Raw genomic sequence first — 15,952 nt, 5'->3', positions numbered from 1 at the left:
AGCTTTGCTCTCAATCGCAAGGGCAGAGCGCAAGATGGCTGACACCTATTACGATCAGTTCTTCATCATCGATCCCGCCAATCCGCCAGGCTTCGGGACGATCTTGACCCCGCAGGTGTTCGCAATCGTGGATGTGAACGAGGACGGGTTGATCGACGGTCCCAGCGGCGATTCCATTGATGGCAGCGACGTCACCGCGGTGTGGCAGGGCGACCAGATCCGCGTTCGTATTGATGGTGTCACGCTATGGATCGAGGGAACGACCTTTTACCTTGCGGACGGACGCGCCGTTTTCACCCCGAATGACGGCACGATTCTGGAGACGGCGAGTTTCCGCACCGCGTCCTACGTCACGCAGGACACCAACATGCCGGTGGGCGAGCTTGGGCCGCCCTGCCTGACACGGGGAACACGGGTTCAAACCGCGCGTGGGCCCGTGCCGGTCGAGGGTTTGTGCCCCGGCGACCTGATCGAAACCCTGGATCACGGGATGCAACCGCTTCTCTGGCTGGGCCAGACAAGGGTGGACGCCAGTGCCGAACACGCGCCGATCCGGTTCGCGCGGGGCGCCATCGGGAATGACGAGGCGTTGTTGGTCTCGCCCCAACACCGCATGTTCATCGGCGGTTGGGAAGCGCAGCTTTACTACGGCGCCGACGAGGTTCTGGTCGCGGCTAAGCATCTTGTGAACGGCACAACCATTCGGCCCGAACCGAAACCGACCGAGACGTATTTCCACCTGCTGTTCGCACGGCACGAGATCATCAAGGCGGGCGGCGTCTGGTCGGAAAGCTACCTGCCCGATAGCGGGCTTTCCCGGCATGAGCGCGATCTGCGTGCGGCCCTGAAAGACCGCTATCCCAGTGTCGCCGAAGCCTTGCGCGCGGCCCCGCTGGCCCGTCCGCAGGTTCGCCGGTTCGAAGCGGCGCTTCTGGCCGCCTGAACCGGGTCAGGCGGTGACGAACTCGTCCACTGAATAGCCTTGCAGATACAGAAGCGCGGTCAGATCGCCGTGGTTCAGCCGATGCGGCGCCTGTGCCTGCACCGCCGGTTTGGCATGCAGCGCGACCCCCGTTCCGGCCAGTCCGAGCATCCCGAGGTCATTGGCGCCGTCGCCCACGGCGATCACGTCCCTGGGGGACAGGCCAAGCCGTTCGGTGATCTCGTGCAGGGCCTGAACCTTGGCCTCACGTCCAAGGATCGGGCGCGCCACGTCACCGGTCAGCACGCCATCCTCCGCCAACAGCGTATTGGCGCGGTGTTCGTCGAAGCCGAGCCATTCCGCGACGGCCGTCGTGAAGGCGGTGAACCCGCCAGACACCAGCGCGGCGTGACCGCCATGCGCCTTCATCGTGGCGATCAGGGTCTTGCCGCCCGGCATCAGCGTGATGCGTTTTTCCAGCACGTCCGAAATCACGGAGGCTGGTAGACCTTTCAACAGGCCGACACGTTCCAGAAGCGCCTCTTCGAAATCCAGCTCACCATTCATCGCGCGCGCGGTGATGTCGGCCACGCGGTCGCCAACGCCGGCTTCGGCGGCCAGTTCGTTGATGCATTCCTGCTGGATCATGGTCGAATCCATGTCAGCCAGCAGCATGGATTTGCGCCGTCCCTCGGTCTTCTGCGCGACCATGTCTACGCCCTCGGATTGCAGGCTGTCCCAGACCGAGCCGATGTTCTTGGGCAGGCGCGCAACCTCGAACTCGGCGGCATGGTTCGGGTTCAGCCAGACCGCATCGCCGCCCCCCATCGCGTTGCGCAGGGTCGTGACCAGTTCGGGGTCGAGGTACATGGCGGAATTGGTGATCAGGGTGACGGTATGCATCGGGCCAAAACGGTTGCGAGAATTGAATCGAGCGTAAAGCACGCAGCGCGACAAAGGGCCAGTGGCAAGCGTTGCCCTGCGGGTTAGGTTGCGACCAAAGCAACACGGGAGCGGTGGAGTGAAACGGCACGCGCTGACGGCAATCCTGGCGCTGGTTTGCGTTGTGGCGGGGCTGTTCCTGCTGGAACGCCCGCGTTCGGGGTTGGACATCACCCATACCGCGGTCGGCACGACGCCCGTCACCGTGATGCAACGCCCGGGCGCCGAGGCCCCGGTCGTCATCATCGCGCATGGGTTTGCCGGGTCTCGGCAGTTGATGGCGGCCTACCAGCTGACGCTGGCGCAGGCTGGCTACATCACCGCCAGTTTCGATCTGGAGGGGCACGGACGGAACCCCGTGCCGATGTCGGGCGACGTGACCTCGGTCGATGGCACGACGCAACTTCTGATGGCCGAGATCGGGCGCGTGACGGATGCGATGCTGGATCTGCCCGGCGCAGAGCCGCGCGTGGCGCTGGTCGGGCACTCCATGGCCTCGGACATCATCATCCGGCAGGGGATCAGCGATGACCGCGTCGAGGCGATTGTCGGCATCTCGGTGTTCAGCGAGGCGGTCACCGAGGATCAGCCGCAGAACCTGCTGCTGCTCAACGGCGCGTGGGAAGGGATGCTGCGCGAGGAAGCCCGCCGCGTGATGGCCGAGATCGGCGCCGAGGAAGGGCAGACGGTCGGCACCCCCGGCGAGGGGTTCGCACGGCGCGCGGTGGCCGCCCCAAGGGTCGAGCATGTAAGCGTGCTGTATTCGCCGGTTGCCTTGCGAGAGACGCGGGCGTGGCTGGACGAGACTTTTGACCGAGACAGCGCCGGGCCCGTCGCCGCGATAGGTTGGCCCATCCTGCTAACCCTGTTCGGCATCGTGCTGCTGGCCCGTCCCCTGGCCCGCCTCTTGCCGGTTGGTCACGCGCCATGGTCACCGACCCGTGGCCAGTTCTGGGCCTTGGCCGTTGTGCCGGCTGTGGTGACGCCGCTGGTCCTGGCCCTGTTCGAAACGCAGGTGCTGCCCGTACTGGTGGCCGATTACCTGGCGCTTCACCTGGCCCTTTACGGCGCTTTGGTCCTGATCGGCGCGGCCTGGGCCAAGGGTTTCCCCGCGCGGTCAGGCTGGATCTGGGGCTTTGCGCTGGCCGCTTACGGGTTGCTGGCTTTCGGGGGCGTGATGGATCGTTACGTGGCCAGTTTCGTGCCTGTCGCGGGGCGGTTGCCGGTCATGGCGCTTATCCTGCCGGGTGCGGTGCTTGCGATGATCGCCGATGCCGTTCTTCTGGAGGCAGGGCGCGCGGCGCTCTGGCGGCGCTGGGTGGCGCGGCTGGCGTTCCTTGTGTCGCTGGGCATCGCTGTCGCGCTCGATTTCGAGCGTCTTTTCTTCCTCATCATCATCCTGCCGGTGATCGGCCTGTTCTACGCCAGTTTCGGCCTGATGGGCGGCTGGGTCGGGCGGCGCACCGGGTCGGTTCTGGCGATGGGGCTGGGGCTGGGCCTTGTCCTGGGTTGGGCGCTGGGCGTCAGTTTCCCGATGTTCGACCCGTCCTTGTGACCGTCTTCGTGCCTAGGGCGCGATCCAAGCGCCGCCCCATCCGTTAGTCGCGGTGAACAGGGCGCGCTGATGCGTGTCGCCAAGGGACAGGGCGTCGATTTCGGCCAGATGAATACGGATCAGGGCAAAGCGGGCGGGGTCGCCTTGGGTGCCGTCCGGCTTGTTGCCGGGCGTGCCGGGGGCCGGGCCGCCGTAATTCGCCTGCGCCTCGGGCGGGAGACGGTCGAACACGTCCCGGTCGCCTTGCCGCATCTCGGCCCGGCCCCGCATCCGGATCTGAAGGCGCGCCTTGGGCACCCAGACATGAAGCGCGACGCGGGGATCGGCCTTGATCTGCGCATATTTGGGGGAGGCCGCATCGGTATGCAGGTCGAGGGTCGCGTCCGCACGATCGGCCCCCCGCAGGACGAGCGTGCGAAGCTCTGGCCCATCCGGCCCGATCGTGGCCAAGGTCGGGTGCCGGGCGGGGTGTTTTCGGTCGGCGACACCGCGCGATAGATGGCTCCAAACAGTGTCTAAAAAGCCATTTAGACTATAGTCATTCATATCCGGTCATCTCTAGGTAGCCGCGCCCGTCATGGGAGCCGGTGAAAAAGATCGGCCCTTCCCAATAGGCGAAACTGGTGTCCATCCAGCTTTGCGGGTTCAACGCCCGCGTCGTTATGTCGAGCTCGCGATCGGGCAGTTCCACGCGCCATTCCACGGGCACCGTTCGGCCCGCGACGTCGACACTGGCCAGCGGGGTCAGCCGCAGCGCGCCATCGGGATAGGCCACTGTCGCGCCATCCGGCTCGATCCAGGTTGCCGAGGTATAGACACTGCCCCCCGTCTCGCGCAGGCCGAAGCCCATCAACCGCGCGCCATCTGCGAATTGGAGTGAGAACCAATCCCAGCCTTCCTGCGTCTCGGAAAGCGGCTGAGACGACCATTCCCGGTCCAGCCAAGCGGTGCCGGTGACCTCGACCGGCCCATCCGGCAGGTCAAGAATGCCCGTCACCTCGTAAAACGGCTGGGAATAGTAATAGCTCGCCTGGCCTTCGGCGGATTTGACGGAATAGCCATCCTGCCCGTGGAAGACGAGCGGGCCGGTCGCCTGAAGCTCCATCGCGTAGGAAAACACGTCTCCGCGCGCCGTAAGGGACAGGGCGGAATAGGCATCTGCCCCCTCGGCGGCGGTCGAGGTCATGGCCCAATCGTCGATCCAGGCCTCGAATGGCTCTGCCGTGGCGCCGGCCTGTCCGATGCCGCCGCGCGCAAGGCGTTCGGCGCTGTAATGGGCGTCGGCTGTCGTGACGGCGGCATGCCCCATGAAAAGCTGAGGGGCCTCCCACCCCTGCGACGTCTCGGGGGCCAGCGCGCTGCGAAACAGGGTCCATTGCGCACCGTAGTCCCGTCCATCGGCCCCGCTCAGGGTCGCGGTCAGGTACCACCATTCGATGCGATACGCGGGATGGGGGCCGTGATCGCTTGGGAAGTCGAACACGGGGTCGGGCTGTGGTACGGCGAACCCTTCCGCCGTGGTGCCCAGCCCGGCGAACCCCTGAGAAAGCGCGGGGCTGGCAGAAAGAAGGAGAGCGAGGAGGAAACGAAACATCAGCGCTCCTGCGAGAAGACTTGGAGAAGTCGGGCGGGGGGTGTGCGGGCAAGCCGAAGCGACGGCAGGGAGGCGGCAAGCACCGCCGCGACCAGGGACAACCCCAGCAATTTGACCCAATCCGCGGGGAAAACCTGCATCGGCAGGCGCCAGCCGAACGCCTCGACATTCACCACGGCCAGCAAGACCCACGCTAGGGCAAGGCCGACGGGCAGGGACAACGCCCATGTCAGGGCGGCCAGCAAGATACTGCGCGCCAGTTCCGTGCGTGCCAACACCTTGCGCGGCGTGCCGATGGCCCAGACCGGCGCCAGTTGCGGCAGGCGCAGGGAGGCGAGCGTCAGCAGGCTGGTCAATAGCGCAAGCCCCGCAACGCCGAGCGTCAGCACGTTCAACGCGCCGGTCACGCGGAAGGTCTGCTCGAACACCTCGATCGAAAACCGTTTGATCTGGGCCTGATTGCGGACAAGCTCGGTCGGGACGTCGAATGTTTCCCGTATGGCAGAGGCGAGGTCCGGGGCGTCCTCGGTTGGAACCCGCACGGCAAAGCGGGTCAGCGGCGCATCCGGGAAAAGCGCCCGGAACAGATCGAAACCGATGATTGCTTGCCCCGATGGGTTGCCGTAGTCGGAATAAACGCCCGCGATGGGCAGGGTCAGATCATCCGTGATCACAATTTCCTGCCCAAGCGCCAAGGCCTCGCGCCGGAAAAGCTGTTCGTTGATCAAGACGGCTTCACCGGCGAACAACCTGTCCCACGCGTCCGGCGTGGCCGACAGAAGGGGCCAGTTGTCGCGATAGGTGGCATGGTCGGCCATGCCGAACACCTCGCCGGGCAGGTCCAGAAGCCGGACATCGGTGGAAATGATCGGAAGAACGGCCTCGGACCGGGGGGCCAGCCATTCGGCAAGCGCGATGGCCTGTTCCTCGTCACGGGCGCCGACATAGAGCTCGGCGGCGAGGCGCTGGTCCAGCCAGCCAAGGAACGTGCCGCGAAACGATCCGACCATGGTCGAAACACCGATATTCGCGGCCAGGGCCAGAAGCAGGGCCATCAAGGCCAACGACAGGCCCGGGATCTGCTGTCGAGTATCCGCCATGACCCATTGCAGAAAGGGCGCTCGGGTCAATTTTTCGACCCTGTTCAGCAGAACAGTCAAGAAAACGGGCAGCATCAGGGCAGCGCCGACCAGCAGGGTCGCGAGGACGGCAAATCCCGCGACAAGGCCGTGCCCGAACTGCAGGATCAAACCCGAAGCGATGAACAGGACCAGCGCGGCGATGCCTTGGCTTCGGATCGTCCGACCCGCGGCCTGGGCCCATGCGCGCGGTTGCGCCGGGGACAGGAGCGGCATGCGCGCGGTTCTGAGCATGGCCTGCGCTGTCGCGGCCGCCGCGCCCAAGAGTGTGATCACAAGCGCCGAAATCGCCCAAACCGGATCGAAGCTGAGCGTGCCGGGGACGGTTGCGCCGTAAAGGCCGCGCAGCGTTCCCGCGACGCCCGGCATCAGCGCGGCGGCGATCGCGTAGCCAAGCGCGATCCCGGCCAGTCCCGATAGCACCGCAATCGTCGAGATTTCCAAGGCCAGCGCGGTCAGAAGGCTCCGCAAGGGCAGGCCGAGGGCGCGAAGCGTCCTGAAACTCGCGCGCCTTTGTTCGAACGCTAAGCCAATCGCGGCATGGACGATGAACAGACCCACGGCAAAGGACAAAAGGCCAAAGGCCGTCAGGTTGAGGTGAAAACTGTCGGTCAGACGCGCGATATCGCTGGTTTCTTGCGGTTGGCTGAGGACCAGGTCCGTCGCCTCGGACAGGGGCGGCAGGCCGCGCGGCTGTTCGGGCGCGACCAACAGGAAAGAGGGATCGGTCTGGCCCGTCAGGCGCGCGGCGGTCGAAATATCGGTCAACGCGGCGTTGGGCGGGATGCCATCGGCCTCGACCAGTCGCGGCAGATCGGGCGGGAGGGGGCCAGCAGCCGTGCCCGGTGACACCAGCAAAAGGCCCGGCGCGGTGAAGAAGGCTGCAAGATCCAGGCCTCCGTCCAATGCCGGGCCTTGGGCGGCTTCGGGTGCGGTCAGGGGGTCGATGCCTTGAATGCGCAGGCGGGCGTTCGTGCTGCGCACCTCGCCCGCGATGACAGGGGAGACGAGGTAACCGGCCCGCCGCAGCGCGATGTAATCGGACAGGGGCACGGGTTGCCCATCGGCGCGCGACAGGCGCGGAAGGCTGTCCTGACCCAGGGTTTGCGCGGCCCGGTCATAGCTTGCGCGCGCCTCGGCATTTATCGCCTGCACCCCGGACCAAAGCGCTGTGGCCAGCGCAAGGCCCAGCACCAGCATGGCCAATTGACCGGGCTGTCGGCGCCAATGGGAAAACAGGCTCTGTAATGCAGAATAGAGCATGGTCAGGCCGCCGACGCAGGCATCGCGATCCGGCCTTGCGACAGGTGAACCCGACGCGACAGGCGGTCGGCCAGGCGGGTGGAATGGGTCACCATCAGAAGGCCTGCATTGGTCTCGGCCACCAGATCCAGCAGAAGGGACAGAACGGTATCGCCGGTCGCTTCATCGAGGTTGCCCGTCGGCTCGTCCGCCAGGATCAGGGCAGGGCGCGCCGCCAATGCGCGGGCAATGGCCACGCGCTGTTGTTGCCCGCCGGAAAGCTGTTCGGGGTAGCGGTCGACCACCGCGTTGAGCCCCAGCCGCTCGACAAGGCGGGCGCTCAGATCGGCATCATGGCGACCCGCGAGCCGCGCTTGCAGGCTGATATTGGCGGCGACGGTCAGGGACGGAACAAGGTTGAACTGCTGAAAGACGAGGCCGATCTTCTCGCGCCGAAGCGCTGCACGGTCCGAGTCCCCCAGTCCGGCAAATTCGACCCCATCAAGCCGGATCGAGCCACTATCGGGCGCATCCAGCGCGGCGGCGAGGTGCAAAAGCGTGCTTTTGCCCGACCCGCTTTCGCCTGTCAGGGCGAGGGTCTCTCCGGCGGCAAGGCTCAGGTCCACGCCGCGCAGGACGGAGACCGGCCCATCCGATCCGGGATAACTTTTCGAGACGGACTCGATATTCAGAAAGCTGTTTACCATGCTGTCCGACATAGCAGCCGGATCAGCCCCGAACAGCCCTTAGCGGAATGTCACGGGCAGAGAGAATCCGTAACTCGGATCGGTCAGGCCATCGGGGGCCGCGGGGAAGCGCCCGGCACGTTGCACGGCCTGAACGGCGGCCCGGTCGATGGCCGGATCACCGGAGGGCCGCGCTATGCCGACACCGGCCAGTTGCCCGCCCCGCGTGATCGTCAGGCGCAACACCACCTGTCCCGTGCCGCGCACGCGGGGCCGGCTGCGTTCGATGCGCCTTTGGATCTGAGCGCCCCACGACGCAATCAGGCTCTGACGTTCCCCTGCCGAAAGACTGGGCTGTGGCGCGGGTTGGGTGGCCGCGCCTTGGGTCGCCCCTCCGCCGCTGCCGCCGGCCACGCGCGCCGGTGTGGGCGTGCGTGGTGGACTGGCCGCTGCCTCGGGCCGCTCGGGCCGTGCCGTCGGGCGGGGCGAGCTGCGCGCGGCAAGGGGCGAGTCCGGTGGCTCCGGCGCGGTGGCGTCGACGGTCGGGCTGGCCGTCAGATCGGGTGCGGTCAGGGTGGGCCGGACCATGCGACCGGGGGCATCGCCGTCTGCCGTGGGCGGCGGCGCGAGGCTGGGAATGGTGGGCAGGGTGGGACCGTCGAATTCGGTCATGGCCTGCATCCGGGCGGGCGGTGCCGGAACAGCCGCCGGGCGCTGCGGCGCCGTTTCCAAGACCGGTGTCGACAGGGACGTTGGCATGTGCTGCACGGGTGCCACATCGCTGTTCGGCGCGATGGGCCGGTCGGGGGTAACTTGCGGCGGCTGTAACGCGCTGACGTTCGACACCTCGGGCGCATCGCGCCACTCGCGCACAAGGGTCGAGAGCGCCGCCGGGCTCGCCTGAAGCGAGACGATATCCTGGCCGCCAGCCCCTTGCCCTGCGCCACCGAAATCCCCGGGCACCCAATAGGCAACGCCTGCATGAAGCGCCGCTGAAAGGCCAAGAAAGGCGAGGATTTCAGTGCCGCCCCTCATGGCTGCACCGTCACAAGCCGGATGTCGGCAATCCCGATCTCGGCCAGCCGAGGCAGGAGGGCGGCGAGTTCAGATGCGGGCAGGCCCGAATCCGCCCGGATCGGCAAGGGGCGGTCCGCATCGCGATTGGCCAAGGCGCCAAACACCGCGTCGCCGCGGGCCGTCTCATAGGCAAGGTGCCCATCGGCGGCGATGTGCAACGTGTCCGGCGGTGGGTCGGTCAAGACGCCTTCAGCCTCGACCGGGTCTATCTCGAACGGGGCGGGCGGGGTCAGGCTGGCGGTCATCAGGAAGAACACAAGCAGCAGGAAGACCACGTTGATCATCGGAACGATAGCCCGGTCCTGCATCGCGCGCCGTTTTGTGCCCTGAGCGAAATTCATGGCGCGTCCACCAGAATAAGCGATTCGAACCCGGCAGCGCGCAAGGCGGCGGCGACATCGAGCAGGCGTTGCAGATCGCTCCCTTCGACCGGCATCAGGACGATCGGGTCCTCTGGTCCCGAGACAAGGGCCGAGATCCCATCGGCCAGATCGGTCAAGGCGGTGGTGCTGCCATTCAGGCGCAGGGTATCGGGGCCGATCTCGATCAGGCGCGGGGGGCCGTCCCACGTCGTTGACCCTGCGCTGCCCGAGGGCGGCGATAGCGTGATCTCGGCCTCTTGCCCGAAGCGCGAGGCCAGCATGAAGAACACCAGCAGCAGGAACACCACGTCGACCATAGGGGTCAGGCTGGGGCGTCGGCGGGCGCGCGGGGTGTCGAAGGTGAAACTCACGCCGCAGGCCCCCGCGTGAAGATCCGGGTCGCGTCATCCTCCATCTCGCCCTGCAGGCGGTCGGCCACGGAATCGAACCAAGTCAGCGCCATGGAGGCCGGGATGGCGACCCCCATCCCCGCGGCCGTGGTCAGAAGGGCCTCCCATATTCCACCGGCCAGGGTGGCGGGATCGGCGCGCACACCGGCCTCCTGCAAGGCCTGGAAGGCCGCGATCATGCCCAGAACAGTGCCGAGCAGACCCAGAAGCGGCGCAATCGTCACGATCAGGTCAAGGGGCCGCAATCCGACGCGCAGTTGCGCCAGAAGGCACCGCGCCTGCCTTGCGGTGTCTTCGCGCGCGGCGGCGTCAGACAGGCCCGCATCCAGACGGGAGGACATCGCCGCCAAGGCCAGCCGCGCCCGGATCGAGTTTCGCCCCGACAATATCGCCATCGCGGCGTCGACCTCTCCGGCCTGCCAGTGCGAAATCGCCTCTGTGGTCACGCGCCCGCCTGACCACGCCCCCGACAGCGACAGGCGCCAGACCTTCCACAGGATCAGCGCGACGGTCACGACGGAAAGTGCGGCGATGATCCAAAGGACGACGCCGCCATTGGCGATCAGGTCTGTCATATCATCGTCTCCCGGTCGCAAAATGCCATCAAGCGCCCCTCGTTTCCATCCACTCGCGCGTGCCCTTGGCCACAGCGTTGTAAACCGCGCGGCCCAGGGCTTCGCCCACATCGGTGTGAAGTCCGGCATAGGCGGTGGACCCGCCGGGGCAGCCAAGCACGATGCAATCGGTCCCGGTGCCTGTCGCGCGCCCTGTTGGCAGGTCGGGGCCATGTGTGATCACAGCGGCGGTCCGCGCCTCGGCCGCGATGGTCATCGCTTCGATCATGGCCGTGTCCGACAAGGGGGCATCCGTGACGGCCAACAGATTGATGGTGCCATAGGCCCCGGCCAGCGCGGGCAGGCGATGCCCCACGCGCTCGGCATTTGTAAGGCCAACGGTTGCAAGGCAAGAGGCCGAGATTCGACCCGAAACCGCGGATTCGAGATGATTCTGGCCGATATTGCGAGAGGTCAGCATCCCGATAGCGTCATCATCCCCGCGCGCGCTCATCTCGTGGCCGAGCCAGGAAATCGCGTCGAACTCGCGGGTCAGGTCCGCGTTGCGAACCTCGCGCCAAAGGACGCGACTGGCCGAGACGAACCCCGGACGGTGCGGCGCGAAGCTGAGCAGGCGCAGCGGTTGGCCCAGATCGGCGATCAGCCAGGGACGGTCAAGCGTGACGGCGATCATCGCATCACCTCGAGCGGTTGGAAGATCATGCCATCGGGGCCGTCCTGAACATGGGCCGAGATGCCGAAAACGTCGTGCAGGTTGTCCGGCGTCAGAACGGGCGCAGGCGCCCCATCGGCCACGATCCGGCCCTGGTGCATCAGGATCAGCCGCGTGCAATGCCGCGCGGCCAAGCCCAGATCGTGCAGGGAGACGAGAACCGATTTGCCCTGCGCCGCGATGCTGCGGAACAGGTTCAGCGTGGCGATCTGGTGGCCGGGGTCCAGCCCGGCGATCGGCTCGTCCGCGAGGATCAGGGGGCAGTCCTGCGCCAGCGTCCGTGCAATCAACACGCGGGCCTGCTCTCCGCCCGACAGGTCGGTTGCGGCGCGTTCCTCGAACCCTGTCAGGCCCATATCAGCGATGGCGCGCCGAACCGCGTCGTGGTCGGCCTCGCCCGGTTTCTGACCGCCCGACAGGTAGGGCACGCGCCCCAGCATCACCAGCGTCTCGACCGCCACAGGCCACGCGATCTCGCGCGCTTGTGGCATCCAGGCGGCGGCCTTGGCGCGGTCGCGCGGTGTCATCCGGGCAAGGGACGAGATGCCCTTAAACGGCAAAAGCCCCAAGGCCGCGCGCAGAAGGGTCGTCTTGCCTGCGCCGTTCGGCCCGATCAGGCCGACGACCTCGCCCTTGTCGATGGTCAGGCTGGCCGTGTCGACCACGGGGCAAGACCTGCGCATCACCGTCAGGTTTTCGAGTGACAGGAGGGTCATGCCATCGCCCTCCGGGTCTTGTAGATCAGGTGCAGGAACAGCGGCGCCCCCACGATGGCCATCAGGACCCCCAGCTTGAGGTCGCGGTCGGGCAGAACCAGCCGCACCGCGATATCGGCCGCCAGAACCATCGCCGCACCGCCCAGGGCCGAGGCCCAAAGCAACCGGCCCGGACGTGCGCCCACGAAGGGCCGCAGGATGTGCGGCACGACTAGCCCGACGAACCCGATGGCACCGGCCACGGCGGTGGCCGCGCCGACGCTGGCCGCCGTGCCCAGCACCACCGACAGGCGCAGCAGCCGCAGGTCGATCCCCATCGCCTGCGCGGCGTCCTCGCCCAGCGTCAGCGCCTCCAGGCCCCGGCCCGTCAGCGACAGGAGCAGCCAGCCCACGGCCATGAACGGCAGCGCGATCCAGACATGCACAAAGGAGCGATCCGACAGCGATCCAAGCATCCAGAACACCGTTTCACTGACCGCGAAAGGGTTGGGTGACAGGTTCAGCGCAAGCGAGGTCAACGCCCCCGCAAGGGCCGAAATCGCGATGCCGGCCAGGATCAGCGTGATCGACCCGCCGCGTGGGCCGGCCAACAGCAGGATCAGCATCACCGCGATCAACGCCCCGATCAGGGCCGCCAGCGGCAAGGCAAGGGCGAAGAGCGCGGCAAACCCCGTTTGCAGCGCGATCACCGCGCCCAGCGCCGCCGACCCCGATACGCCGATCAGGCCCGGTTCCGCCAACGGGTTGCGCAGGTAGCCTTGCAAGGCTGCACCTGACAGGCCCAGCGATACGCCGACCATGACGGCAAGGATGGCGCGGGGCAGGCGTATTTCCCGCATGACCAGCGTGACCGCATCACCCTGCCCGCCGATCAATGCCCGCAGCGAATCGCCAAGGCCGAACCCTGCCGGCCCGATCAGAAGCGAGAGGGCGAACAGCACGAGGACCAGCGCCACAAGACCGGGCATGAAGATCCGCCGGGTCATTGCGCTGCCCCCATCTCGGTCCGCAGGCGGGTCAGGTTTTCGAGGGCATTGATGACATGGGGCGTGCCGCAGACCCAATCCGGCCCGCTGACCGTGCCTCGGCCTGCCGCGATCACCGCTTGCAGCGCGGGGTGGCGCAAGATCTCTTCCGACCGCGAGGCGCCCGCATAGGGCGTGCTGCCGATCACCAGCTCCGGCGCGGCCATGGCGAGCAATTCCAGTGCCAGCCGACCCGATGTGCTGCGCCCGAGTTCCTCGGCGATATGGGTGAACCCGGCTGTTGTGAGAATCTCGTGCGACAGCGTTTCGGAGCCAAGCGTATAGCCGTTGGGAAAGTAGAAGGCCGCGCGGGGGCCGGTCGCGGCATGCGTCAGCCGCGCAAGATCCGTCTCGAACGCGGCAATCAGGGTCTCTGCCCGTTCTTCCTGGCCAAGAAGCGCCCCAACCTCGCGCAGGCGATCCGGCACGTCGACAAGGTGCTGCGTGATCGCGATCTGTTCCACCCGCACCCCGAGACGGCGCAGCATGTCCACGGTCGCCGGGTCGGAATAGACGCCGGCCAGAACGAGGTCGGGGTCGAGCAGATAGATCTCTTCCGCGCTACCGAAGTTGATGTCGTAAGCGGCCGCTTCCTCGGCCATCGGAGAGGTCAGCGGATCGACCGCGACCTGGCTGACCGAGATCAACTGCCCCGGCGCGGCCAGCATCATCGCCAACTGGTCGGTGCACAGGTTCATCGACACGACTCGGGTGGGGGCGTCCGCCCATGCCGATGTAGTGGCGGCGAGGGTCATCCCCGCCGCCACCAGAAGGTGTTTCAGCCGATCAGAAGCGCGAGCGCAGGCCAATGTAGAACGCCCTGTCGCTGGTGCCGTAACTCCGGACCAATTGGTATTCTTCGTCGAACAGGTTCTCTACGCGCAAATAAGCCTCGACTTCGTCAGCGATTGCATAAGAGAAGGTCGCGCTGGCTGTCGTGTAGTCCGACAAGGTGGGCCGGTCCCAAACCGACTGTGCTGTGAAGGCCGCCGACAAACGTTCAGTCAGATCGCCGGTCAGGGTCACGGATAGATCGTGCTCGGGGAATTCAAGGTTCCATGAGTTGCCCGGGGTCAGCGTGTTGGGGTTGTCGCCCGTTGTGTAGGTATAGCTACCATCAAGACGCCAAGACGACCAAATAGGGGTCCCGAACTCGACCTCAGCACCACTCCGGGTTACCGTTCCCGCCACTTGGGCGTAAGGGAAAGGAAAGTCGATCAGGTTTGTCGTTTCATTGTAGAACAGCGTGATGCGAGCGAAGGCATCCGCGCCGAAACGGCGTTCAAGACCCAAGTCTACCGATCGGCTTTCTTCCGGCTGCAGGGTTGGATCGCCAAACGGGCCGAACAGCTCATAAAGCGATGGCGCGCGGAAGCTGTGGGCCGCCGAACTGCGAATGATCCAGTCCTCTGCGGGGCGCCAGGATGCGGCGATACGACCAGATGTCAGGCCACCAAAGCGCGAGTGTTCATCATAGCGCAAAGTGGCCGACAGATCGAAGTCGGCACTCGGGGACCATGCAACCTCTGTGAATACGCCTACGGTTTCGCTTTCGCCGTCTGCCGGACCGTAATCTCCAGCTTGGGTGAATGTTTCTTGCGTTGCATCGACCCCGAACCGCATATCGACTGACGGAGAGATTTGCATGGCCCCCAGATAACTGATGCCCAGACGCTCGCCGGAGTACACGTTGTTTGCCCCAAAGCCGCCCGACGAACCGCGCACGTCTCGCTCTATCTCGTAATAGGTAAGGGCGAAGGTGCTATCGATCGGACCTGTGGGCAGTTCGAGATAGGCCCGCAGACCAAAGGACTCGTTGTAAGACACTTCATCGGTGTTCCCGTCGCCAATGGGAAACTGCTCATCGAATTCAATGCGCGCATCCTCGACGAAGCCGTTCAAACCGATCCGGCCGCCGTTGGCCAGGTCATACCCCAGAGCGAAACTGAGACGGTCGGACTCGAACCCGTCTTCTTCCGTGTTTCCATCGTTCTCATCGGCTGCCGAGAAACCATCGCTCTGGGTGTGGGTGAATGTAAGAGCGTAGTCCATGGCACCCAGATCGGCAGCCACGCCATAGCTCCCGCGCAATGTGTTGTAGCTGCCCGCCTCGACGTCGAGGAACTGGGTCACACCCTCTTCCTCGGCGCGTCGTGTGGTAATGTTGATCACACCGCCGACGGCTTCGGACCCGTAGATTGCAGATTGCCCGCCGCGCAGCAATTCAATGCGAGAAATATCCGACGTGGTGAGGCTGCCAAAGTCAAAGGCGACCTGCGGGGTGGACAGATCGGTCACGTCGATCCCGTCAACAAGCACCCGCACATAGTTCTGCCCAGCCCCGCGAATGGTGACAGAAGTGGCGCTGCCCAGCGGCCCGCGCGCACGAACATCCACACCGGGAAGCCGTGCGATATAGTCGATGATCCGTGTCTCACCCGTTTGTTCGAGTTCTTCACGCGTGACGACAGAAAGACTGGTCCCGCTTTCTTCGATCGTGGTCTCGCCAAACTCGGTGGTGAAGACAATCTCATCCAGCTCGAAGACCGCTTGTGCTGAAGCGGCCGTCGGCAGGAAAATCGAGGATATCAGGGCGATGGAGGTAGGTTTCATGCCTAGTCCCTATATTTGAGCCACAGAAAGGCTCATGAACTTCGAAATGTTCTAAGAGGGACTCCGCAGCCCTCCCGTGAACGGCGCAAATGCGTCACCACTACGGAAGGGTCCGTTGCCCATGGCGCCACCCGCGCCCGGACAGGGTGATCACTTCGGCAGGTCTCCTGACTTCGCGGGTCATTGCGTGAAACGGGCCTTCCCGGGGTGTCCCAGTGGCATATGCCGTCCACACTCGCCGCTTACAGTTGCGGGGGCAGTCGCGGGATTACACCGCGTTCCCTTTTACCCGAACGGTTTGCGCCGCCCGGACCGAAGCGAGTCCCCGGATACGCGCGCCGGGACGTTCAAGCAAGGGTTGAACGCGGCACTTCGGTTCCCG

General features: G+C 65.7%; 16 protein-coding genes and 1 riboswitch. Of the genes, 2 read left to right on the top strand and 14 right to left on the bottom strand.

The features are described from left to right. The first annotated feature begins 34 nt into the window (after window positions 1–34). Complete coding sequence (locus KUV65_RS09130; RefSeq protein ID WP_222189835.1) at window positions 35–943, top strand: Hint domain-containing protein; 909 nt, start codon at window positions 35–37, stop codon at window positions 941–943. Between the two features lie 6 nt (window positions 944–949). Here KUV65_RS09130 and serB read toward each other — a convergent pair whose 3' ends face one another. Beyond that, window positions 950–1,825, bottom strand: a complete 876-nt coding sequence (gene serB, locus KUV65_RS09125; RefSeq protein WP_222189832.1) for a phosphoserine phosphatase SerB — start codon at window positions 1,823–1,825, stop codon at window positions 950–952. Between the two features lie 118 nt (window positions 1,826–1,943). On the opposite strand from serB, the gene KUV65_RS09120 reads away from it, so the two are divergent. Continuing rightward, entirely contained in the window at window positions 1,944–3,419 is a 1,476-nt protein-coding gene (locus KUV65_RS09120; protein ID WP_308124591.1) for an alpha/beta hydrolase, read from the top strand. A 12-nt stretch (window positions 3,420–3,431) separates the two neighbouring features. On the opposite strand, the gene KUV65_RS09115 is transcribed toward KUV65_RS09120, so the two are convergent. The 13 genes from KUV65_RS09115 to KUV65_RS09055 are packed head-to-tail and all read right to left on the bottom strand — an operon-like array spanning window position 3,432 to window position 15,570. Further along, complete coding sequence (locus KUV65_RS09115; protein WP_222189830.1) at window positions 3,432–3,965, bottom strand: pyridoxamine 5'-phosphate oxidase family protein; 534 nt, start codon at window positions 3,963–3,965, stop codon at window positions 3,432–3,434. Further along, the gene (locus KUV65_RS09110; RefSeq protein ID WP_222189829.1) at window positions 3,958–5,013 is read right to left on the bottom strand and encodes a lipocalin-like domain-containing protein; all 1,056 of its coding nucleotides are present in this window, start codon (window positions 5,011–5,013) and stop codon (window positions 3,958–3,960) included. The genes KUV65_RS09115 and KUV65_RS09110 overlap by 8 nt, the downstream gene beginning before the upstream one ends. Next, on the bottom strand, window positions 5,013–7,415 hold the full coding sequence (locus tag KUV65_RS09105) for an ABC transporter permease (protein WP_222189828.1): 2,403 nt from the start codon (window positions 7,413–7,415) through the stop codon (window positions 5,013–5,015). Before KUV65_RS09105 ends, KUV65_RS09110 begins: the two co-directional genes overlap by 1 nt. A 2-nt stretch (window positions 7,416–7,417) precedes the next feature. Continuing rightward, the gene (locus tag KUV65_RS09100) at window positions 7,418–8,101 is read right to left on the bottom strand and encodes an ABC transporter ATP-binding protein (RefSeq protein ID WP_222189827.1); all 684 of its coding nucleotides are present in this window, start codon (window positions 8,099–8,101) and stop codon (window positions 7,418–7,420) included. A 39-nt stretch (window positions 8,102–8,140) separates the two neighbouring features. Next, window positions 8,141–9,115: an energy transducer TonB family protein gene (locus KUV65_RS09095; RefSeq protein WP_222189826.1), complete on the bottom strand. Its 975-nt coding sequence runs from the start codon at window positions 9,113–9,115 to the stop codon at window positions 8,141–8,143. Then, the gene (locus tag KUV65_RS09090) at window positions 9,112–9,498 is read right to left on the bottom strand and encodes an ExbD/TolR family protein (RefSeq protein WP_222189825.1); all 387 of its coding nucleotides are present in this window, start codon (window positions 9,496–9,498) and stop codon (window positions 9,112–9,114) included. Before KUV65_RS09090 ends, KUV65_RS09095 begins: the two co-directional genes overlap by 4 nt. Continuing rightward, a complete protein-coding gene (locus KUV65_RS09085) occupies window positions 9,495–9,890 on the bottom strand; it encodes an ExbD/TolR family protein (protein WP_222189820.1) in 396 nt (131 codons plus the stop codon). Before KUV65_RS09085 ends, KUV65_RS09090 begins: the two co-directional genes overlap by 4 nt. Beyond that, the gene (locus KUV65_RS09080) at window positions 9,887–10,504 is read right to left on the bottom strand and encodes a MotA/TolQ/ExbB proton channel family protein (RefSeq protein WP_222189818.1); all 618 of its coding nucleotides are present in this window, start codon (window positions 10,502–10,504) and stop codon (window positions 9,887–9,889) included. Before KUV65_RS09080 ends, KUV65_RS09085 begins: the two co-directional genes overlap by 4 nt. Window positions 10,505–10,532: 28 nt before the next feature. Further along, a complete protein-coding gene (locus tag KUV65_RS09075) occupies window positions 10,533–11,177 on the bottom strand; it encodes an adenosylcobinamide amidohydrolase (RefSeq protein WP_222189816.1) in 645 nt (214 codons plus the stop codon). Further along, the gene (locus KUV65_RS09070; RefSeq protein WP_222189814.1) at window positions 11,174–11,932 is read right to left on the bottom strand and encodes an ABC transporter ATP-binding protein; all 759 of its coding nucleotides are present in this window, start codon (window positions 11,930–11,932) and stop codon (window positions 11,174–11,176) included. The genes KUV65_RS09075 and KUV65_RS09070 overlap by 4 nt, the downstream gene beginning before the upstream one ends. Continuing rightward, window positions 11,929–12,918, bottom strand: a complete 990-nt coding sequence (locus tag KUV65_RS09065; RefSeq protein WP_222189812.1) for a FecCD family ABC transporter permease — start codon at window positions 12,916–12,918, stop codon at window positions 11,929–11,931. Before KUV65_RS09065 ends, KUV65_RS09070 begins: the two co-directional genes overlap by 4 nt. Continuing rightward, window positions 12,915–13,712, bottom strand: coding sequence for an ABC transporter substrate-binding protein (locus KUV65_RS09060; RefSeq protein ID WP_222189810.1), 798 nt, complete (start codon window positions 13,710–13,712; stop codon window positions 12,915–12,917). Before KUV65_RS09060 ends, KUV65_RS09065 begins: the two co-directional genes overlap by 4 nt. Window positions 13,713–13,743: 31 nt before the next feature. Further along, the gene (locus KUV65_RS09055) at window positions 13,744–15,570 is read right to left on the bottom strand and encodes a TonB-dependent receptor plug domain-containing protein (protein ID WP_222189807.1); all 1,827 of its coding nucleotides are present in this window, start codon (window positions 15,568–15,570) and stop codon (window positions 13,744–13,746) included. Between the two features lie 140 nt (window positions 15,571–15,710). Next, a riboswitch (cobalamin riboswitch) is annotated at window positions 15,711–15,902 on the bottom strand. Window positions 15,903–15,952: the final 50 nt, after the last annotated feature.

This window comes from Maritalea mobilis, from assembly GCF_019800885.1.
Classification (GTDB): domain Bacteria; phylum Pseudomonadota; class Alphaproteobacteria; order Rhodobacterales; family Rhodobacteraceae; genus Roseibacterium; species Roseibacterium beibuensis.
This window is presented reverse-complemented; position numbering and strand designations above follow the sequence as displayed.

Coding starts and splice junctions, on each gene's coding strand:
- KUV65_RS09065 (WP_222189812.1), bottom strand. CDS start 12,918: ATGACCCGGCGGATCTTCATGCCCGGTCTTGTGGCGCTGGTCCTCGTG.
- KUV65_RS09060 (WP_222189810.1), bottom strand. CDS start 13,712: ATGACCCTCGCCGCCACTACATCGGCATGGGCGGACGCCCCCACCCGA.
- KUV65_RS09130 (WP_222189835.1), top strand. CDS start 35: ATGGCTGACACCTATTACGATCAGTTCTTCATCATCGATCCCGCCAAT.
- KUV65_RS09080 (WP_222189818.1), bottom strand. CDS start 10,504: ATGACAGACCTGATCGCCAATGGCGGCGTCGTCCTTTGGATCATCGCC.
- KUV65_RS09090 (WP_222189825.1), bottom strand. CDS start 9,498: ATGAATTTCGCTCAGGGCACAAAACGGCGCGCGATGCAGGACCGGGCT.
- serB (WP_222189832.1), bottom strand. CDS start 1,825: ATGCATACCGTCACCCTGATCACCAATTCCGCCATGTACCTCGACCCC.
- KUV65_RS09055 (WP_222189807.1), bottom strand. CDS start 15,570: ATGAAACCTACCTCCATCGCCCTGATATCCTCGATTTTCCTGCCGACG.
- KUV65_RS09110 (WP_222189829.1), bottom strand. CDS start 5,013: ATGTTTCGTTTCCTCCTCGCTCTCCTTCTTTCTGCCAGCCCCGCGCTT.
- KUV65_RS09095 (WP_222189826.1), bottom strand. CDS start 9,115: ATGAGGGGCGGCACTGAAATCCTCGCCTTTCTTGGCCTTTCAGCGGCG.
- KUV65_RS09100 (WP_222189827.1), bottom strand. CDS start 8,101: ATGGTAAACAGCTTTCTGAATATCGAGTCCGTCTCGAAAAGTTATCCC.
- KUV65_RS09075 (WP_222189816.1), bottom strand. CDS start 11,177: ATGATCGCCGTCACGCTTGACCGTCCCTGGCTGATCGCCGATCTGGGC.
- KUV65_RS09070 (WP_222189814.1), bottom strand. CDS start 11,932: ATGACCCTCCTGTCACTCGAAAACCTGACGGTGATGCGCAGGTCTTGC.
- KUV65_RS09115 (WP_222189830.1), bottom strand. CDS start 3,965: ATGAATGACTATAGTCTAAATGGCTTTTTAGACACTGTTTGGAGCCAT.
- KUV65_RS09105 (WP_222189828.1), bottom strand. CDS start 7,415: ATGCTCTATTCTGCATTACAGAGCCTGTTTTCCCATTGGCGCCGACAG.